General features: G+C 58.3%; 14 protein-coding genes. 6 read left to right on the top strand and 8 right to left on the bottom strand.

What is annotated here, in order from left to right; genetic code table 11:
• Positions 1-28 precede the first annotated feature (28 nt).
• A complete protein-coding gene (locus tag FAZ98_RS34540; protein ID WP_158958799.1) occupies positions 29-502 on the bottom strand; it encodes a hypothetical protein in 474 nt (157 codons plus the stop codon).
• 298 nt (positions 503-800) lie between these two features.
• On the opposite strand from FAZ98_RS34540, the gene FAZ98_RS34535 reads away from it, so the two are divergent.
• The 3 genes from FAZ98_RS34535 to FAZ98_RS34525 all read left to right on the top strand — a co-directional run bounded on the left by FAZ98_RS34535 (position 801) and on the right by FAZ98_RS34525 (position 4,251).
• A complete protein-coding gene (locus tag FAZ98_RS34535; protein WP_407672179.1) occupies positions 801-1,304 on the top strand; it encodes a hypothetical protein in 504 nt (167 codons plus the stop codon).
• A gap of 490 nt (positions 1,305-1,794) precedes the next feature.
• Positions 1,795-2,946, top strand: a complete 1,152-nt coding sequence (locus FAZ98_RS34530) for a PDDEXK nuclease domain-containing protein (protein WP_158959066.1) — start codon at positions 1,795-1,797, stop codon at positions 2,944-2,946.
• A 504-nt stretch (positions 2,947-3,450) separates the two neighbouring features.
• Positions 3,451-4,251, top strand: coding sequence for a phosphodiesterase (locus FAZ98_RS34525; protein ID WP_158958797.1), 801 nt, complete (start codon positions 3,451-3,453; stop codon positions 4,249-4,251).
• A 15-nt stretch (positions 4,252-4,266) separates the two neighbouring features.
• Here FAZ98_RS34525 and FAZ98_RS34520 read toward each other — a convergent pair whose 3' ends face one another.
• The gene (locus tag FAZ98_RS34520) at positions 4,267-6,330 is read right to left on the bottom strand and encodes a TonB-dependent receptor (RefSeq protein ID WP_158959064.1); all 2,064 of its coding nucleotides are present in this window, start codon (positions 6,328-6,330) and stop codon (positions 4,267-4,269) included.
• Between the two features lie 201 nt (positions 6,331-6,531).
• Complete coding sequence (locus tag FAZ98_RS34515; protein WP_158959062.1) at positions 6,532-7,596, bottom strand: HoxN/HupN/NixA family nickel/cobalt transporter; 1,065 nt, start codon at positions 7,594-7,596, stop codon at positions 6,532-6,534.
• A gap of 127 nt (positions 7,597-7,723) precedes the next feature.
• On the opposite strand from FAZ98_RS34515, the gene nikR reads away from it, so the two are divergent.
• The 3 genes from nikR to FAZ98_RS34500 all read left to right on the top strand — a co-directional run bounded on the left by nikR (position 7,724) and on the right by FAZ98_RS34500 (position 10,246).
• Positions 7,724-8,182: a nickel-responsive transcriptional regulator NikR gene (gene nikR / locus FAZ98_RS34510; protein ID WP_158958795.1), complete on the top strand. Its 459-nt coding sequence runs from the start codon at positions 7,724-7,726 to the stop codon at positions 8,180-8,182.
• Positions 8,183-8,450: 268 nt separating this feature from the next.
• On the top strand, positions 8,451-8,693 hold the full coding sequence (locus FAZ98_RS34505) for a hypothetical protein (RefSeq protein ID WP_158958793.1): 243 nt from the start codon (positions 8,451-8,453) through the stop codon (positions 8,691-8,693).
• Entirely contained in the window at positions 8,690-10,246 is a 1,557-nt protein-coding gene (locus FAZ98_RS34500) for a UvrD-helicase domain-containing protein (protein WP_158958791.1), read from the top strand. The genes FAZ98_RS34505 and FAZ98_RS34500 overlap by 4 nt, the downstream gene beginning before the upstream one ends.
• Positions 10,247-10,332: 86 nt before the next feature.
• Here the strand turns inward: FAZ98_RS34500 and FAZ98_RS35515 are convergent, their stop codons facing one another.
• The 5 genes from FAZ98_RS35515 to FAZ98_RS34475 all read right to left on the bottom strand — a co-directional run bounded on the left by FAZ98_RS35515 (position 10,333) and on the right by FAZ98_RS34475 (position 19,992).
• Entirely contained in the window at positions 10,333-10,737 is a 405-nt protein-coding gene (locus FAZ98_RS35515; RefSeq protein WP_199272511.1) for a hypothetical protein, read from the bottom strand.
• Between the two features lie 428 nt (positions 10,738-11,165).
• Positions 11,166-11,945, bottom strand: coding sequence for a hypothetical protein (locus tag FAZ98_RS34490; protein ID WP_158958789.1), 780 nt, complete (start codon positions 11,943-11,945; stop codon positions 11,166-11,168).
• A gap of 417 nt (positions 11,946-12,362) precedes the next feature.
• Positions 12,363-16,442, bottom strand: coding sequence for a tetratricopeptide repeat protein (locus FAZ98_RS34485; RefSeq protein ID WP_199272510.1), 4,080 nt, complete (start codon positions 16,440-16,442; stop codon positions 12,363-12,365).
• A 257-nt stretch (positions 16,443-16,699) separates the two neighbouring features.
• A complete protein-coding gene (locus tag FAZ98_RS34480; RefSeq protein WP_158958787.1) occupies positions 16,700-19,012 on the bottom strand; it encodes a UvrD-helicase domain-containing protein in 2,313 nt (770 codons plus the stop codon).
• Between the two features lie 8 nt (positions 19,013-19,020).
• Positions 19,021-19,992, bottom strand: coding sequence for a hypothetical protein (locus FAZ98_RS34475; protein ID WP_158958785.1), 972 nt, complete (start codon positions 19,990-19,992; stop codon positions 19,021-19,023).
• Positions 19,993-19,998: the final 6 nt, after the last annotated feature.

Genomic DNA, 19,998 nt, shown 5'->3' with positions numbered 1-19,998 from the left:
TACGCCTTCGGCGCTGAGGCAATCGCACTCATCGGGCGTTGGGGCCGCCCACCGGCAGACCGATCTGACTGAGAGCCAGATGCGCATCGGCGTAGCCGGTTTCGGGGTGGCGGTCGAGGATCTGTTGGAAACGCGTCGCCAGCGCCGACAGCGGGCGAGAGGGAAACCGTGCCTCGAAAGCGAGGATGACGTGGGCGAAACGAACGGGACCGAAGCGAATCACCGCCTGCAACCGACCTTCAAGCCTGTCCGTGAACAGATCGGCGCCGAATGCGTCCACCATCGCATTGACGATTTCGGCGGCCGCTGGCGTAAACGGTGGCATGGCGCGCACGAGCTGCATCTGAGGAGAGCCTTCGTCGCCGAAGGCTGAAAACCGCTCAGCGCCCTCGACGTCGAGGGCGAGCCGGCTGACGGGCAGGGCTGCGCTGTAGATAAAGATTCGCAGGCGCTCGGTCAGAGCGGCAGCAGACGTATCGGGCGGCGTGGAATCGTTTCGCAAACGGCCTCCGGAGTGAGGTTCGACGGGAATTACCCATATTTTAGCGATCAAACGCAAGCATGATAATAACAATTATCATGCTTGAAGATGTTCACAAACAACAATAGGTTCTCCGAAACGTACCTCCATTAAACGACGGCTGGTGCCGAACGCACGTTGCTTGGCTCGACGGTGAGCCGGTTAATGTTTCAGGGCACGGGCCGTCCGGCCGGCGTGGTGGCACGGGCATCTTTCTAGCGGCTCGCGCCGACGCTAGAATCTGACGGTTGCCGCCCGCCGGCCTTACACCCAAGGGTCCATGTCTGAACCGAAACCCGACCTGAAGCCGCTGCGGGCTGAACTCGGCCGCGTGAACGATCTGTTGGCCGATGCGCCCGCCGGCAAAGTCGCGGCAACATTGGCGAAATTCCGGGAGGACGTGGCGATGCTCGGCATCACCGAACAGGAAGTGCGCCGCGCGCTCGGCTATGACCGGCCTGCGCAGTTGCCTGCGAAATACTTTGACCCGGTCACCGGCAACAAGTGGTCGGGCAGGGCAGGCGCCCACGCTGGCTCGTGGGCAAGCGGCTCGAGGACTACGCGATCGACGCGCCGCAACCACAGGCATGGTGGCCGGGCGGGAAGTGACGAGACTCCTCCCGCGGTGGCCGGCTCGCGCCAGCCACTTATGCATACATACAGGCGATGCGCGCGATGGGTGACCGCCTTGAACTTGTCGCGATTGCATTGCCAGTTGGCTGTGCTCCCGAGGCGCTGCCACCAGCAATTGCATCGTTCGTCGGCGAGTGCTGGAACGGGATGAGTCGCGCTCAGTTGCTCCATCGTGCCCGACGAACCGGGCTGCGTGTCTCGCTACGCAGGCTGCACAACTCCGCAGTTGGCGGCGTGAAGCGTCATACACTGCGGTTGACCGCGATGACCGGTCAGAAGGGGCTAACGGGCGGAGAGGTGAGCGTCGAACTGGTGGCGTACATGCGTCGGGTCTTGCTCCGTCGCGGCGCGCGTCGGGCGAAGGTCTCGTTGCCACCAGCGAGGGACACACGGCAGGGCGGCCTTTTCTGAGATGCGGCGCTGCGGGGTGGTAGCGGCATTCGAACTGGACAATTGATGCCCGGTTAGGAAGTTTCCGCACGGTGAGGAAATGTCGGCTCGCGCGGGGGCGATTCGTTCTGCTGCGGTTCGTTCCGGGTGGGCGAGCCGGCGGCAAGCGCCAGCCGTGATCCTGCGCACCGTATTTCACGATCGGATCGCGGCAACGCCCGGCTCCGGGTGTACTAACCAATGAGAGCATGATGACGGATGTGATTTCGCCTGACGGCAACTACAGCGCGACACTCAGTGACGTGATCGAGCTCCTGGAGGAAGCTCGACGCAGCGCCGCGCGCAGCGTCAACGCCCTGATGACCGCGACGTACTGGCTGATCGGTCGCCGGATTGTCGAGTCCGAGCAGGGCGGGGCGGAGCGGGCCGCATACGGTCAGGCGCTGCTTGAGCATCTGTCGGTCGATCTGACCCGGCAGTTTGGACGTGGCTTCGGGAAGGACAACCTGGAACTGATGCGGCTGTTCTACCAAACCTATCCGTCTGCAGAGATTGCCGAACCGGCGATTCGGGAATCAGGGAGCCGGGTCTCGCGGACAAAAACCGAATCACCGATTCGGCATTTTCCGCTTGCGGGGCTGGCCACCCGTTTCCCCCTGTCTTGGACGCACTACGTTCGACTGATGCGGCGGACACGCTCACCTGAGGAGCGAGCGTTTTACGAAACCGAGGCCTTGCGCGGTGGCTGGAGCGTGCGGCAGCTCAGCCGGCAGATGGACACCCAGTTCTACACGCGTACGCTGCTGTCGAAGAACAAGCGTGCCATGCTTGAGAAAGGGTCCGTTGCGACCCCCGCGGACACGGTCACGCCCGAGGCAGCCATCAAGGATCCTTACGTGCTTGAGTTCCTCGACCTGAAAGACGAGTATTCCGAAAGCGATCTCGAGGACGCGCTCATCCATCGGCTCGAGGACTTTCTACTGGAACTGGGCGGCGACTTTGCCTTTGTCGGGCGGCAGCGGCGACTGCGCATCGGTGACAGCTGGTTTCGGGTTGATCTGCTGTTTTTCCACCGACGGTTACGTTGCCTGGTGATCATCGATCTCAAGCTGACCGAGCTGAACCACGCCGATGTGGGCCAGATGCACATGTATTGCAACTATGCGAAAGAGCACTGGACGCTGCCGGATGAGAATCCGCCGGTAGGCTTGGTCCTGTGCGCGCGGAACAACGCCGCCATTGCACGCTACGCGCTCGATGGACTTCCGAACAAGATACTTGCGGCCGAATACCACACGGTGCTTCCAGACGAACAGCTGCTCGCCGAGGAATTATCGAGGACCCGCCGGGAATGGGAAGCGCAGCATGGATCCTCGCAAGAGAAATCGGAACCCGACGATTGATGCACCGTAGTCCGCAATAACTTTGTCACTTGGGCGTCCCCGACGTAGAGGGGCGTCTCGACACCGAAGTGACAGAGTTTATTCCTCTCGGAGCGCGATAAAAACCGTGTCTTCGCCTCTGTCGCATTAGACACTTAGCATCGGAGCTGGGCCGCCTCGGAATCTCAGCGGCTTGGTCGGTGTGAATGCAGTTTTGGCGAAAAACGCAGCTATCTCGCATGTGCGTTAGCGACAGGGTTGCGGATCGGCGGCAAGGTGGCCGCACGCATGCCGCCGGGGGTGCCCGCTCTCGGACGATGCGTCAGGCGCTAGCCGGCCAAAAGCGGTCCCTCGTGCCTGACCGACCAGCGTCCGTTCGTCAGGCCAAATCGGCCACAGGCCGAGCAATCCCGAACAGACCGCATGAGGCTGCCCTATCGAAGAAGTCTGCCGATGGACGAATTTTGTCTACCCTAGAATCGTTTTCATCCATGCACGGAGCAGTTAACATCAACGGAGAGCTGATTGACAGTCATCGCGCAACTTTCGGATATCCATGTCCGGCCTCACGGCGTCCTCTATCAAGACGCCGTGGATTCAAATGCGATGTTCTCAGCGGCCGTCGATTCGCTGAATAGCAATCGGCCGGAGCCGGATCTTGTCGTCATCTCCGGCGATCTCACGGACGAGGGGACGGTAGACGAATATCAGAAACTTCGTGAATTACTTGCCAGGTTGCGACAACCATTCGTGGTCATGCCGGGTAATCACGACAATCGCGGGAATCTACGGGCCGCGTTCCCGGACCACCCCTGGCTTCCGGGCGAAGGATCGCTCTCGTTTGCGCGAGACGTGGGCCAGCTCCGTCTAGTGGCATTGGACACCTCCGTGCCGGGACTGCATCACGGTGAACTGGACGCGGCATCCCTTGCGTGGCTCGACGATGAGCTTACAGTGCATCGCGATCAGACCGTGGTCATCTTCATGCACCATCCGCCGTTCATGACGGGCATCCCTTATCTGGACATCTACGGGTTGCGCAATGCGGATGCATTGGCAATGGTTCTCGCGCGCCATAAAAATGTAGACCGGATTCTCGCCGGGCATGTTCATCGGTCTATGCAGACACGCCTGGGGAACGTTCCGGTACTCACTTGCCCGAGCACGACCACACAGATCGCGCTGCGAGTCGAAGCGGATGCGCAACCCGCCTCTTTTCTCGAACCGCCCGCCTACATGCTGCATCGCTGGACGGGGCGAGGTCAGCCGGCGGTTTCTCACCTCTGCTACGTAGGTCGCTTCGAAGGGCCGCTGCCCTTCGCCTAAGTCGGCACAACCACCTTAAAAGTTGTAGATGAGCCCGACCCGCAGTTCTCGTGGTTCAGCCGGATGAATCACATGATCGTTGATCCCTTCAGGCTGACCATTCGCGTCCACAGGCGACACTTCGCCTTTCAGCAAGGTCGCGTAGTAGTAGTCAATGTCGTTGGCCCTGCTGTTGAGCACGTTGAGCACTTCCGCGAAGACATGCGTGTTCTTTGCGACGCGATATCCCAGTTTCAGATTCACGAGAAACGACGACGCCGAACGTTGCGAGTTATCTTCGATCAGCGGGCGCGGTCCAAAATAGCGCAGCCGCGCGCCGAACGACCACTTTTCATGCTCGACCGACAACCCCGCCGATGCCGTCGTTTCGATAGCTTCCGGTATGTAATCACCCACGGGGTCATAGTCGCGAAAGCGCGCATGCGACCAGGCGCCGTCGATATCGAAGGTAATGTAAGGGTTCGGCTTGTAATACGCCGCCAGTTCGATGCCTCGGCGGCGGCTTGGCCGGCTCGGCTCGGTCGTCCCGGTGTCGCCGTCGTAGACCAGCTCGGACGCAAGATCCAGTTGCCAGAGCGACGCTGAAAGCTGCAGGCCGGGGATCAGCGTCGCCGACTTGATGCCGAGTTCGTAACCGGTGCCGGGCACGAGAACATTGACCCTGGACAGCGGCGCGCCCGTGACCGGATCGATCGTCGCCGTCGCTCCACGCACGTCGTTGCTGTGATAACCGCGTCCGTAATTCAGGAAGATATCGGTTGCGGACGTCGGCGACAGGACGATGCTGAATTTCGGACTCAATATATGCTGGCTGCCCGATCCCGAATTCGCTGGCGTCAGTTCGCTCGTCACGTTGTACCAGAACTGGTCGGCGCGCAGTCCGGCGATCGTGCGCAGCCAGGGCAGCCATTGGGTGGAATTCTGCACATACAGCGCGGCGCTTGTTTCATTGGCCGTGTCGATACTCACGTCGTCGACGACGGTTCGGGCCTCCGTGTTTGCCAGCGTAATGGGATCGAGTCGATCGTAGCGCGACTGGAAGCCCACGGCGGTCTCGCTGTCGCGGCCGAGCAGCGAGGAAAACCATTTCCGTTCTACATTGGCACCGGTTGTTACACGGTTTTCATACTGCTCGAACTGGTCGCCGTGAACCGGGTCGGTCAAGAAGAACGTGAAGTCGGAAAACAGTTGCAGACGGCTCTTGATGACGTAGACGTTCGCCTTCAGCGCGCCGTCCGCGAGCGGTTTGTACCAGTCGACCGAGAGGCTGTAGCGCGAAGAGTAACCGCCATCGGTCGGGTCCAGCGCGCCATAGCGGTCGATCAGCCCGCTGTCGATCGCGCGCTCCGGCACCTGATCCGTGCTGTTCCAGGCATTGCGGTATGCCATCGCCGTCACGCCGAGTTTCTCGCCCGCGCCGAGCGGCACCGTGTATCGGACGACACCGTTCAGCTTGTGCATGTTCTCAGGCGTATCCCACGGCCCGTTCTCGGTTTGCCATTCAAAACCATAAAGCAGCGTGCCCGGCCCAAGCTGGAACGAATCGGCGAGTACGCCGCGCCGATAAGCGTGGCTGCCTAGCTCGACGCTGGCGATTCCCTGCGGGAGGCTATCCACGTATTCGATATCGACGGCACCGGCCGTAGCAAAGTCGCCTTCGCTCGCGAAATACGGACCTTTACGATACGCAATGCTGTCCACGAGTTCAGGCATGACGAAGTTCAGATCGGTATAGCCCTGTCCGTGTGCGTTGGAGCGCATGTTCGCAGGCATGCCGTTGAAGGTCGTTGCGAGATCGGTACCGTGATCGAGATTGAAGCCACGAAGAAAGTACTGGTTCGCTTTACCATCGCCGCTGTGCTGCGTAACGATGAGGCCCGGCACCGCTTCGAGAAGTTCGCCCGGCCGCAACAACGGGCGCGCCTGGATTTGTGCGCGAGGAATGTAGCCCTCGCTCGCCGAGTCGCCTACCGCCTCTGCTGCGGCGGCAGAGCCCGATCCTGTGACTGTGACCGCCGGCAGGGTCTGGCCAGCGTCGGGAGGCGGCTCCTGAATACCGCCTGCGCGCGCCCGTGGCATAAGGTCAAATGTGCAGAACACGGTGGCGCAGGCGAGCACGATGGCGCGCCTGCCGGACAGCGGCGCGCAAGGCAAGGAGTTGCACGGCATGACGATTCTCTTGGTCGTTGGTGTTTTTATCGAGGCGTGACGAAGCCCTCCGCCAGTGAGGCGGAGAAACTTCCGGTACGCTTTTAAGGGTGTCCGCCGCAGCGGAACGGGTCAGATCGTGGTGGTTCTGACTTCGAGATCGTCGTAGCGCTTGAAGCGGTAGATCAGCGCCGAGACAATCCAGCTTCCGATGAAGATGCCGATCACTGCAAAACCGACCACACCGAAGTTGTCGTTCAGTTCCCCGATGCCGTCCCAGAACGCCCCTTCCAGATGGAGCTTGTCCGCGAGCAGGCCGAGCCCCTCGACGCTGCCGATAGCCAGCGCGATAAGCACCGAGATCGTCGTAATGGTGATGTTGTAGTAGAGCTTGCGCACCGGCTTGACGAACGCCCACCCATAGGCGCCCAGCATGAGGATGCTGTCGGTGGTGTCGATCAGCGTCATGCCAGCGGTGAATAGCGCCGGAAACACAAGAATCGACCAGATCGGCATGCCCTGCGCGGCGCCCGCCGCCGAAATGCCGAGCAAGCCGACTTCCGTAGCGGTGTCGAAGCCGAGCCCAAACAGGAAGCCGAGGAAATACATGTGCCAGCTACGGGTGATAAGCGAGAAAAGCGGCCGCAACAGGCGCGAAAGCAGACCGCGGCCCGCAAGCAGCACGTCGAGGTCTTCATCGGCATAAGGCTCGCCGCGCTTGACGCGACGGAATACCGCGATCACCGCCTTCAGGATGAACAGGTTCATCACGGCGATGGCGAAGAGAAAAAACGTCGAGACCAGCGTGCCGATCAGGCCGCCAATTTCCTTGAAGCCGTCCATGTGGCTTTTCATCGCCAGTGCCGTCGCCGCGATGCCGATGGACGCGAGCACCACGATGGTCGAATGCCCCAGCGAGAACATGAGACCGACGGTGATCGGCCGACGTCCGTCCTGCATGAGCTTGCGCGTCACGTTGTCGATCGCGGCGATGTGATCGGCGTCAACTGCATGCCGCAAACCGAACGACCAGGCCAGCAGGCTTGTGCCGAGCAACACCGGATAGTCGTGAAAGGCGGCCCACGCCCATATCCAGGCGCCCACGTTGAACGCGATAAGTAACGCGTACAGGCTGCCGATCTTCTGCTTCATCTGCCCCTGCTCGTCGCCGAACAACGCACCGATTATTTTTTTCATCTCCGATCCCAATCCCTCTCGCCGCGCGAGAGCTTTTTGTTGGCTGACGGAGCCAGATAATACCTTTTTCAAAAATAATCATACTCATTTCGGTGTCTTATCATGTCGCATCGAAGCCGGAGGCAACATGCAACGCATCACCATCACCATTGACGACGATTTGCTGGAAACGCTGGACGAACTGATGACGGAACGCGGATATACCAACCGCTCGGAAGCTATCCGCGATCTCGTCCGGGAACACCGCGTTCGCGACCGGCCCGCGGAGGTTGGCGCGCACTGCGTCGCGACGCTGACCTATGTGTACGACCATGCGACACGCGAGCTTGCGCGGCGGATCACCCGGGCGCATCACGAGCGCCACGACCTATCGGTTGCGAGCATGCGTGTTCACCTGGATCATGACAGTCTGCTTGAGTCTTCAGTCTTGCGCGGGCGCACTGAAGACGTGATGGCGTTCGCTGACGGGATCACCAGTCAACGAGGTGTCCGTTACGCAAACTTGCATGCAATTCCGGCCAGGGTGGAGCGTGAACTGCATTCGCATGGCGATGCGGCGGATCATCACGATCATCTGCATGTTTGATATCCACCAGTTGGACTAGCGATTTGCTGCGATAACGCGCAAAGCGGACGTTCGTTCGCTGGAGTCGGACGGCTGCTCAGGGTCGAGACCGGAAGTTCGCAACCGGTGGCGGTGTTTGCCGCGGCCGCTCGTCGGCGCGATACGGCTGGGGGCGTGTGGATTGCTACGTTCGTGGTGACTCAATTATCGTCGCGACGGTGTTACATTATTACGGTCTACGGGCCCCGTGCGAGAATTGCGCATTCGTCTTTGCCCAGAAGGAACCGCAATGTCGATCGACCCAACGGAACTCGAAATTGCCACGCTGCAGGCCGAGAAGGGCTTGCTCATCTATGAACTACGAGCGGCTCACCAGATCATCCGTAACGCCCTCTCTGTCATGACGACGGAGCAGCAGGTCGCGTGGGCGCAGATGAACGCGCGTGACGGCGTCGACGGCGAGGGCGCGACGCGCGCCGCGGAGCGGGACGCCCTGCTGGCGAGACCGCGCATGGTGATCGGATCCGCATGACCGGAGCATTCGCGCCGACGGCGGAGCAGGTGATCGCGCTAGACGCTGCCCGCCGCGGCGGCGACCTCAAGATCAAGGCGTATGCGGGTGCCGGCAAGACTTCGACCCTCGGGCTGATCGCTCAGGGGCTCGAAGGGCGGCGTGGTCTCTACCTCGCATTCAACCGTGCCATCGCGGACGCCGCAGCGCGCCGGTTTCCGCCGCACGTAGCATCGAGAACGATGCATGCTCATGCGTGGGCAGCCGTCAGCGCGTCGCTCAGAAACCGCGGTAATCTGGAACCCGAGCCGCCCCATATGCTGGCCGCGCGTTTCGGCATTGGACCGGTCGAGGCGCGTACGGTGACCGGGCGGCGCGTCGAACTCCTGCCGTTCGAGACGGGCCGCCTGATTGCCGACGCGCTCGGTCGCTTCTGCCGTTCGGCCGACGCCGAGCCGCAGGTGCACCATGTGGTGGTTGACGAAAAGCTCGATGAGGTCTTCGCCGCCGAGCTGCGGGCGTGGTTGCTGCCTGCGCTCCGGCGGATTTGGGAGGAGAGTGCGGCGCCACAGTCGCGCAGCGCCGTGTCGCCCGATGTCGTGCTCAAGCTGTGGGCGATGTCCGGGCCGCGCATCGACGCCGACTACATCCTGTTCGACGAGGCACAGGACAGCGATGCCGTCATGCTGTCGGTGCTTGCCCAGCAACGCCACGCACAGGTCATTTACGTGGGCGATCCGTACCAGCAGATCTATGAGTGGCGGGGCGCCGTCAATGCGATGTCGCAGATCGCGGCCCCCGAATGTGCGCTCACGGAATCGTTCCGGTTTGGCGCGACCGTTGCAGCGCTGGCGAGCCGCCTGCTCGCCCGCCTGGGCGAGACAGTGCCGCTGCGGGGACAGGACGCCATCGGCACAATGCTGGTCGAGGATTCTTCGCTCGCACCGCCGGTCGACGCGGTGCTGTGTCGCAAGAACGTGACGGCGATCTGGCAATTGGCGGCCGGACTTGAAGCGGGCCACCGGCCGGCGATCCGGATGAGCGCGGCAGAGGTCACCGCCTTTGCAGACGGTGCCGACCTGTTGCTGGCTGGGCAGCGCGCATTCAAACCCGCCGCGTTTTCCCTGTTCGAGAACTGGGCGGACGCGCAGGCGTTTGCGCGCACGCCATTCGGACAGGACTTGTCGCCGATCGTACAAATCGTTGACGAGCTCGGCACCGGGTACCTGCGTGCACTTGCGCAACAGGGCGCGCCCGAGGCGCAGGCCGACTATGTCATTTCGACGGTCCATCGAGCCAAGGGGCTGGAGTGGAAGCGGGTCAGGGTAGCAAACGATTTTCGCTTTCGCGGCGCAGACGGAAGTCCGGTTCCGGACGACGACGAACTTCGATTGCTGTACGTTGCGATCACGCGCGCGCAGCACGTTCTGGACATTTCGGAGATGCGGGATGACCTGGTGCAGCGGGTAGTTGAGCAACCGTTCAAGCGCTCGGCAGTCGCGCCGCAGGTGGAGTGCGGAAAAGAAAAAGCCCACCACAAGGGGCAGGCTGCATTCCTGTCTGGAGAAGACTGAGGAATTTTAGGTTTCCCTTATATTTCGCAAGTGCATTCAGGCAACGCGGAGAAAGGTCGTAAACCTAAAAATCCCAAGTGCGAGACCTAAGCCACTTTTACACCATGACACTCGGAAAAATCAAAGATTTCGTACGCGGAGTCGGGCGCGCTTGCTCCCACGAGCGCCTTTACCCGTTCCGCATGCGAAGCAGAGGTAGTGACCGGCAGAATAGAGAGCTGGCCGTTCACAGCGGCGTTGATCTGATGAAAGCCCTCGACCCATTTCAGTGAGTCCACAGTCGGCGCCACAAGCGGCATTTCAAACATGCCCTTATCAAGATACCGGGCGTGCATTTCGACCCTTGCTTCATTCAGGTAGTAACGGCTGTTCGCCTCCATCACGGCTTTCAGCTTGGCCGTATCGGTGATAACAATGACCTGTGTGTCACTTTCGCTAAAGGCGCGATCCAGATGGCCAAGGGTCTTTGAAAACAGCGAGCATTTAATCATGTGACAACTCCATTCAGCGACGCGGTTTAATTTAACATAAATTATTTTATCGACCTTTTTAATTGTAAGAACCATTTGCAAATGTCGCGTTCTTTTGGTTCTCGCATAGTCATTCTCTGCTCTCCATTTGTTTCATAGTCTGTGTCGCGTCCGACGCGATTGATTGGGGTTTGGAAAAGCCGGTTGCGGCAAGCGAGATCTCGACTGTTACGCGAAAACCGCATATTCATACAGTCCTTAACTGCGCGCTATGAGAAGCGGACACCGTCACTTGCTGCCGCTCATGGCGGCTGAGCCGGACGCCATGTACGACGAGAATCCTACTTCAGTCTTGCGTCGATTGCTGTGGGAATTCACCGGTTGAGATCAGCGATTCTGCGCGCACATCATCTGTGCGTCAACCGTCGAACAGGGCCGGTACATCTAACCTAATTGAATTTCTTTTTCACCGGTGCTGGCTTGTTTTCCGCTGGATCAGTGATTTTCGGTTTTGCCTTCTTCGGCGCCACTGTGAAATCTTGAAAAACCGACTCTGAAGCCCCGAGTAACGTCTTCAACTTTCTTTGATGTCTCGGCGTCAACCACGAGCCGTCATCAAGGCAACTGATCACCTTGTCCAACTGTTCAGGGGTGAGTGAAGTCAGCACGTTCTCGGCGACACCGTGCAGCAGTACCAGTGCACCATTTCGTAACTCGCTTGCCGCCCTAAATGCTCCATGTACGCGGCCAAGTTCCGCGCTAGCCTTTTTGCCTTTCGCTGTAAGTAGCCAACTGAGCAACGATTGATGCTCTACTACGCGTGGAGTGCCATTTGGCAACAAACTGGGAACTGTGCGCTTTACTGCAGCCAGTGTGAGTTCGGGCCATTCGGGTGGTCGGAACTCTGAATGATATGGGAGCGGGCACTGAGCGTTGTAAGCGTAGGCGATCGGGACGCCAAGCTTTTCGAACCGTAAATTGTCGGCATGCTGATCGGAGTCAAACGCGGGTAGAACGCCAGAAGAGCAGTCAAGCTCTTTAATTTCCAAGAGGATAATCTGTGTGTCATTTAACCGTCCGACAAGATCAGCACAGAATTTTCGTAGCCCTTTTCCTTGCTGGACGGAGTAAGGCGGAAACAACTCCAATCTGGGCATGCCGTTTCCGTGGCAGTAGACTTCTAGCGCACCGGTGATAGCCGCCTGAACAACGTTTTCTTTTTTTGACACTATCGTATCCCACTATGCTATTGCAACGGATCATCCATATTGAATCCGTAATTGTTGCCGATTGATTACTTGGCCTATTCGATGCCGCGCTCGTAAGCCTACTATCGATAGGCCCGATCGACGAGATCGACGAAAACGAATCATGCGCCATCACGTGAAGCGATCTCGCTGATTTAAGGAACCGCTGCGGCGCCAGCATTGTTGACGACGTCTCTATTTTCTAACCTTCGTACTCGGCGAATCACCTAGCGCGTTTTCTGGCATTCTCCGGCTCTTGAGGGTGGCTGCACACAGGCGAGTCGATTGGCGACTTTGGACGAGCACAGTAAGCCTTCTCACAGCACGGAAACCGGACGTACGACCGTGATTGAGAATTCGCTACCGTTCGATGTGCGACTTGGCGAAGTATCCTATGGCTTACACAACCTGAACTTGAATATCTTCCTGTTCGTCCGCTGTGCGCATATCGGGAGGAGGATACGCAATGAACAAGGGAGTCGTCGCTCCATACAGAGCAACCACTCCGATAGAAGTGGCGCCGAGCTCCTCTACCGAGGTGGAAAGCCCGGCCGCCTTCGCGGCCGACATCGCGCCTGCAATCTCTCGACTCCACATGTTCACCTTGGCTAGGCTGATGTCGCGTTCGACGTGGCGCCCCGTGCGTTTTGTAAAGTTCCGTAGCAGGAATTGGTCTAGCTTGCCGACGAACCACTTCTCGAGGGCATCAACTTTCAGTTGGGGGCGTGCAAAGAGCGGCGCCGTCGCCCGATAGAGATACTGACAGAGAGCAAGCGTTGTAGTGCCTGAAACCAACATCCGTTGTGCCACCTCCAATATGACGGAAGCGATGCTCCCGACTTCGAGCGTCGGCTCGGCTACATATCCCACAATCGCCGACGTTGCTGACTGCCGTGTCGAAGCGGGACTCTTGAAAAGCCACAGGAACTCGTGTGCGGAGAGCGCAACGTGTGTTCGGCGATGCTTGATGCTCCAGACGACGAAGGCTCTATACGCCTCCTCAGAGCAAAAACCATGGGCGAGCGCCACATTGCAAAATACCTGCGGCCAAACTCCGTCGATTTTGCCGAGTGCCTTGGCTATTTCGCGTAGGCGCCCATCAAGGGTCAATAGGATCGCTTCGTGCTCTAGACACAACAGAAGCGCATCGTATGAGTCGTCACCCAGATGCGGGCTAAGCTCGGACAGATTCTCTGGCAACTCTTCATTGCCCCATGCCGGCGCGACCTCGCAGTAATCGTCGACGCACCGGCGCAGTTTGCGGAGATAGTCGTACCGCTGTTGATGATAATTTGCTCCGTACTCGATTACGGAGATTCGACCACCTTCCTCGCGCATATGACCGCGTGCCCGATCGGTCTTTGCGCTCAGGATGAGTTCATCAAGCGCCTCTACGGCTGAAGTCGAGACATAAACTTTTTCGGCTAGCCGAAGAGCGGACTCTAGGTCGTTAGCAACAAGCTCGTTCAAGGCTGTCAGGTCAAGCACCACCGATTTTGGACGGGATGCGAGAAGTGCCTCAGCCGCGGAACGCTCGGCCGCCGTTCCCTGGCACACGTACAACTTGGGCTTGGATCCATCTGGCCAGTCGGCGGCCACTACCATTGCACCTACGCCGAGAAACTTTCCGAGGATGCCAAGGGTGGCAGGACCGCTCGAGTACAGCTCAAAAGCCTCGTTCACCTGAGACGAGCGTGCGGTCAGGAGTTTAAGGACTTCGGTGAAATCCATGTCACCATCTTCCTTCACTGACATGTGAATCGAGAACATAGAACCGTTCTGCGCGACCGCCCTGCGATTAACTTCATCGGCAAGGCGCGTTAGATGCCGATAAGCAGAATCGATATCTGCAATTCGATACTTCTCGTCACCACCCAGGCCGCTCGGGAGCAAGACAATGTCATCGAGTTGTTTTCCAACGAATCGGCCATAGAGATCGCTGGCTGTGTTGATGAACTCAGGAGCTGGAGGCATTTGGCCGAGGTCGTCCGGGTCGATGACAACTCTTCGGATTTCACCCTTGTCACTCACAATGGTAATTGCGGTGCCTTCACTGACACTTGTCGCCTTCGCCGGCGTTACATCCGGGTTGTTGAGGAGTAGGATGTTTGAGAAGTAGGCGACCGCGGCTTTTACGTCGCCGAGAGCACTGCGGAACATACGATAGAGGCGCCTGAAGCCACGCGCTCGGTTCCCGAGCTCGATTTCGAAGCGTGCCAATTGCGCTTGAGCGGGGATAGAGCCCTCTAGATTGAGGGGGATGTCACGCTTGAGTAGAGCACGCAAGTCGGACGTTTTCTTTTGACGGAACAATACAGCGGCACGATACGTCCAAGCCTCTGCTCGATTCGGATGAGCACGGAGCTGCAGGTCGGAGAGCTTGAGTAGCTGCTTCCAGTCATTGGCTGCATTCGCCAAGTCCACGGCCAAGGCTCGAATTTCTGGGTCGTCCATCGCTGAGGCGGGAAATGCCTCAAGCATTTGGTGCGCCTTCTTTCGCGCACCGCTCCTTATCAGCGCCTCGAGCAGTATCTTATGCGGGTCGCTAACCCCCTTGGTAGGCAGACGTTCCTTTAACAGAGCGATGGTTTGATCGTACATCTCGACCGCAAGGCATGCTTGAGCCACCATGAGCGCTTCGCCCATCGAGGAATCTGCGTCAATTGAGGCCGCCATCTCTTCAACCGCCTGCTTGGCCCAAGGCACCCCAAGTGCGAAGGCGACATTTAGCGCGACAACCTTTGCGGCCACCGATTTCATCGACGTCACCGACTGTAGCGTCATTGCCGATGCAAGTTCACTGCCTTTCCCGCTATTCGCGGTTGCCATCCATGCAAACGCCTGGAGCTCATTTCGCAGCCCCTCGTCGTCCTCCTCGCGAAACGACTTTTGAATGCGCGCAAGCGTGTCAAAATCCGCGCGCATCGCGGCCATCTCCGCAACCATCATTCGGGCCTCTTCGTCGATTATGTCAATACACGTGCGCCCGAATTCGAGCGCTCGATCAACGCTCGTGTTTGTTTTGCGGAGCGTCTCCAGATATACCCGCGCAATCTGGCCATCCTCGGGATAGCGTTTGACCCCTTCACGCAACAATTCGGGCGCCTCACTCGCGCGGCCGGTCATCAACAACGCATACCCAAGGCATGCCACCGTCTGCGCTGTCGTCGCCTGGTCTTGCCTCTGCCAAATGGTTTCGTCGAATGGCAAGAAATAGGAGATGGCACCTTTAAGCTGGATCTTCAGGTCATTCGGGAGGAGACTCAGGCTCGCGAGCACTCCGTTCTCCGCGGCTTGGTTTACCAGTGCAAGAAGACGTAGAGAGGTTTGCTGGTGTCCAACTGAGCCGGCCTCGATGGCGAGCTTGGCTAGCCTTGCCGCCTCACGATGCAAGCCGTGATGTGCCGCAAGCCATCCCAGTACCGTTAAAACATCGCCATTCTTCCGCATCTCCGGCGGTACGTCGCGCGGATGGTGAACTCTTCGACCCTGCTGGTCGACGACTTGAATCCACACCGAGTAGACGGTCGTCGATGCAGGGAATTTTTCTCTCGCCTCGTTAATGATTCTAGCTGCGTCGTCGATGTTTCCAACGAGAAGCCGACCTGTTGCATGGTTGCTGATCGCCTTGTCGTCGTGCGGAGTTAGCTTCCATGCCGCTTCAAAATCAGCCGCAGCAAGGTTGAGCTCAGTTTGGTGCCAATAACAATGGGCTCGTTGCGAATACCAACGTGCCTTTTGGTGTTCGTCAAAAGCGTCTAAATTCGAGCCCAGCGCCGTCAGACTCTTCAACGCATCTTCAAACTTCCCGGTCACGAGCAGTTGCTTGACGGCGTCGAGCTGTGTATCAACCAACTTGTTCAGGGAGTTAGCCCGCGCATCAGGAATTGAGCGAGAGGCCGAGGCACCGGCATACGGGGCGGACTGGTCGGCCAAACCTTGAAGTCGGGCCGCCTGCTCATCGAGCCGCTGCATTATTTGCGCGGAGTGCTGATCCAGCCGCCTGTTCTGCTCCCAGAACGCCCCGCCGGACATCTGAGGCGAATACAGATACTGCAATTCGGGATGGCTCCGAACGAGTGTTTCTAATGTGTCCCAAAACGCAAGATGGACCTCAAATTTCCCTTCCGCGCGCCGCTTGTCGGTTAGTTTCGTTGCGTAAGCAACAAGTTTCACGTCATTGGCAACCGTTGTCGCGACAATGAGTCGGTCAATTCGCACGTCACCCGCGTCTGCAGATTTCACCTCGTCATCAATGATTCCCTTCGTCAGCTTTCCGAAGGTCTTCTGCTTGCACTGCACGCCATATCGTTCGGCCTTGCGGGTCACGAAGACATCCACGCCATCTTGCTTTTGCCCTGAACGGCCGTACTTGGTTGCCGTTGGGTCATCTAATACCTTCATATAGACGATGTGGCAAAAATCCTCAAATGCTTGGGGATTTCGGGGGGGCTGTAGACCAATGCTTTCGGTGAGCATATCGAGACGAACTTATTTGAATATCGACTGTGCGAGTTATCGCTGACAATCAAATTGATGATTGGCGCGACACCCAGTATTGTTGCTGTCTTCGGGACTAATATGACGGCGTGATCTTGTGCGGCCTCGTCCAGAAGATCCTCTTCCGCTCAACTCTTCTGGGACCGGCGTGTTTCCGGATGCAAGCCGTAGGACGCCGCAGGGCGAAATTGCACTTCACGGGAAATCTGCAAATCGCCCACACGAGACGGCTTTAATCAGCCTTCTAGCTGCAGCAAGCCGTGTTTCGCAGCATTGCCAAGAACATCTGACATGCCTCGAGCTTTCACCCCGAGCAGCGCAATGCGGTAGCGCGCTCGCGTGATTGCGACGTAGAGCCGTTGGTGAGTCGCATAGCTCACGAAGTTTTCGCTGTCAGCCGATTCCGCAGAGACTTTTGGCGGAACCCGCCCTTTGTCCACGCCGATGAGAATGACCGCATCGAATTCCAGACCACCGACGTAGTCCGGAGTCGAGATGACGAACCGGCCAGATGATCGTGCCTGCCGAACAACCGCCATGTCACCACGATGCTTCAGAAGCTCAACCGGCTTGTTCGCGCCACGTGCTTGCCGCTCGACCTCCGCAAACAGCTCGCTACCAAAAACGATAAGCGCGATGTCGCCTCGAGTGCTTTGCATCTCGCTTGCCAAGACATCGGCAACCTCAAATGCGCCCGCTATCATCGCCTCGTCCGTTGGGTACATAACGTACTTGGGCGGCTGACACTTCCGCTCTTCTGCTTCCGTGAACGCCGACGAGGCTGCCGCCAACGGGTCGTGGAAATTCGTGAAAAGCGTCGCTCCAGAAGATGTCACGCTAAACGCCAAATTCACAATCTCCGGTGAGCAACGGAAGATGGAGCTAAATGTCGTCTCCTTCTCGTTGTCATCCCGGCTCGCTGAGCCAAGCAGCGCGTCGCTCAACTGGTTGTCAGCCCATCCTTTGTCGGCGAGCGACTGCGAGATGTCCGCCGAGTACGCAATGGGGAAACGGTCTGCCGTGCGCGTTAGTCGATGGAAAATCGACAGTTCGTTGATGTTGAACAGATGGGTCTCGTCAACGAAGATGCTGTCATAGCCCTCTTTTTCGCGACGGCGTCTCCAGATGGGAGTATCCAACTGCTGCAGAGCGCTTAATACGACGTCGTCGGTGTCGAACTGTCCGCTCGCCCGGAGTCGGCGCTGATACGCGGAGAACAGCAAGAAGGTAAAGGCTTTGTCTCCCTCACTCACAACGGGCAGACCATAACGCAGTTTGGGAAGTCGCTTGTACTTCTCCAAGTCTTCGTCGGCTCGGCCCTTAATCATCACGCTGATTTCGTGCTGCAGCATTTCAGCGACCACCCATTCGTCATTGGACGTGAGGTAGTCACAGAAGGAAGCGCTCATGTGCGCTCGGTGGCTCAGCAGGTCTGCCTTAATGACTTCTTGAAGCGCCTCCACTGCGTACAGCAGCTGTGATTGCTTCGACTCAAAAGCATCTCGGTCCAGCAACTCGGTGTCCGATATTTCGTATCGAAGAAGCTCACCGCACAGTTCGTGGAGCGTGGTCACCTTGACTGACTGCAGGGCGAAGCCAGAGGAAGATACTTGTTCCTTTTCTTTCTCCGGGTCGAACATCGACTCGATGCTCCGGCGCGTCGCTTCGCTGTGTGACACGAAGAGAGCGGAATGCGCTTCGCCTCGTTCCTTGGCCGCGCGCATCTGGAAGATGCACTTGAGGACCAAGCTGAGCGTCTTACCCGTGCCTGCAGGACCTTCAATTCGATGAGGGGAAGAAAGCTCCTGATTGACGAATGCTTTCTGCGAGTCCGTTAGGTAATCGTCCCATTGATCGAAGTCGCAGCCAGCGATTGCACCGCGGACGGTTCCTTCGGTGAGTCTCGTGACGCTCAGACTGTCGACAGAGGAAGCAGCGGGGTTGCTACCTTCCGCACGGACTCGGGCTCGAAGCACTTCCTTCGCAGCAGCAAGGCCTTCGATCGCTTTCCGAAAATTAGTGACCGATGCCTCTTCTTGCAAACCACCACCTTCGTCCGTGCCGATGCGGTACACAAGCAGCTCAATGCCTTTGGTACGCTTTTCCCGTCGATGGCGGTCTGGAGCCATCTCGACGGACATCCGGATGGACGACTGCGTGGTGATGGGATAGGGAAAGACAACGGCCTTCGAGCTTCCGTTGAACAGCTTTTCGTTTTGTGCAGGCCCGACCTTCGCCCACCGTCGCCTCGCGAAGCGCAGCAGCTTTTGGAAACGAATAATCGAATCGCGCGTGGAGCCGTCGGTGAACACGGGTGCCGTCTCTAGGTCAATGATCAGAACGTTCTCGTCTTTGGAGGCATCTTGCAGGAAATAGAGGCCCTGTTCGTCCTCTACAAGATAAGTGCGCGTGGTCAACTGCTTGATAGCTGAGGTTCCCTTTAGGACTTCGCCGAGCGTTTGACCGTGTTCAAAGTCATCTGACTGCAACGTGCGGGTTGACACGAGGTCGTCCGCGGCAGCGCCATCAACCAAAATGAAGCGACGCATAGGGTCCTTTAGTCTGTAAATTCAAGGTCGGAGACAATTTGGGCGACGAGCGCCTTGTCTGCATCGGCAACACCGATGCGGCCGAATAGATTGCAGAACATCTGCATAAGGTGTTCGGTCCACGGCGATTGAAGCTCTGCAACCGGATACGCGAAATCGAAGCAATCGAACCGGAGCGATCGCGTAGCCACGGCATCAATGTCGTCCGCAGTAACGCCAGAGGTTAGGTGAGGAACTGTCCGGCGAGGGATATGATGAACTTCGCGGAGAAGCACAACGTACCCTCTGCACGAGGCGCGCTCGGTGACACTACCCAGGCTTGGAAGAAAGTAGTAACCAGAAAGCCGATGGCTGACGAGCTCCTTGACGACGGCTTCAACATTCTTCGAGCATGTCGGCAGGATGGAGCCGATGCCTTCGCGGTTGGGTAAGGGGGTAACAAGGCAGTCACCTAGTGTCTGCAGGCGAGCTGCGAAGCCGCGCGCGTCTTCTGCGTCCTTGCGCTCTTTCTGCGCTCGGTTACCCAGCGATTCGTCTGGAAACGGGAAGTTGTTTTCGGCGATTTGCATCGGCGAGTGAACATCAAGCAGACTCTCGCTCAGTTGCTTCTTAACGAGCAGGTTTCTGTATTTGTTCTTAACCTCAAGAAATTCACGGTCGATGCTCAGAAGCCCGCCGTGCGACTGTAACCAGTCTTCCACGGTGACAGCCGGCAAATAATTCACTATTGGCGTTTTTTCGTGCGTGGTATCGCATCTCGCGGTAATCACAACTCCCCAAGCCGGCCGCCCAGGATATTCTTCGGCGCACGCCCCGCAGAACACGGTGCCTTGGGTAATTCGCCCCATACGCGGCTTCGAAATCATGGAGCCCGCTGTCAGCTTGGCCGACGATCCTTGCTTCGATTCCCGACTTGCATTTTCTTGGATGCCGACTACGGTCTTGCGTAGTGATTCGGCCGACAGCTCGCCTGACTCCATTACTTG

This window comes from Paraburkholderia acidisoli, assembly GCF_009789675.1.
GTDB classification, from domain to species: Bacteria; Pseudomonadota; Gammaproteobacteria; order Burkholderiales; family Burkholderiaceae; genus Paraburkholderia; species Paraburkholderia acidisoli.
This window is presented reverse-complemented; position numbering and strand designations above follow the sequence as displayed.

Excerpts from the sequence above, each read along its gene's own strand:
- FAZ98_RS34535 (WP_407672179.1), top strand. The coding sequence starts at position 801 with ATGTCTGAACCGAAACCCGACCTGAAGCCGCTGCGGGCTGAACTCGGC.
- FAZ98_RS34530 (WP_158959066.1), top strand. The coding sequence starts at position 1,795 with ATGACGGATGTGATTTCGCCTGACGGCAACTACAGCGCGACACTCAGT.
- FAZ98_RS34520 (WP_158959064.1), bottom strand. The coding sequence starts at position 6,330 with ATGCCACGGGCGCGCGCAGGCGGTATTCAGGAGCCGCCTCCCGACGCT.
- FAZ98_RS34515 (WP_158959062.1), bottom strand. The coding sequence starts at position 7,596 with ATGAAAAAAATAATCGGTGCGTTGTTCGGCGACGAGCAGGGGCAGATG.
- nikR (WP_158958795.1), top strand. The coding sequence starts at position 7,724 with ATGCAACGCATCACCATCACCATTGACGACGATTTGCTGGAAACGCTG.
- FAZ98_RS34505 (WP_158958793.1), top strand. The coding sequence starts at position 8,451 with ATGTCGATCGACCCAACGGAACTCGAAATTGCCACGCTGCAGGCCGAG.
- FAZ98_RS34500 (WP_158958791.1), top strand. The coding sequence starts at position 8,690 with ATGACCGGAGCATTCGCGCCGACGGCGGAGCAGGTGATCGCGCTAGAC.
- FAZ98_RS35515 (WP_199272511.1), bottom strand. The coding sequence starts at position 10,737 with ATGATTAAATGCTCGCTGTTTTCAAAGACCCTTGGCCATCTGGATCGC.
- FAZ98_RS34485 (WP_199272510.1), bottom strand. The coding sequence starts at position 16,442 with ATGCTCACCGAAAGCATTGGTCTACAGCCCCCCCGAAATCCCCAAGCA.
- FAZ98_RS34480 (WP_158958787.1), bottom strand. The coding sequence starts at position 19,012 with ATGCGTCGCTTCATTTTGGTTGATGGCGCTGCCGCGGACGACCTCGTG.
- FAZ98_RS34475 (WP_158958785.1), bottom strand. The coding sequence starts at position 19,992 with ATGGAGTCAGGCGAGCTGTCGGCCGAATCACTACGCAAGACCGTAGTC.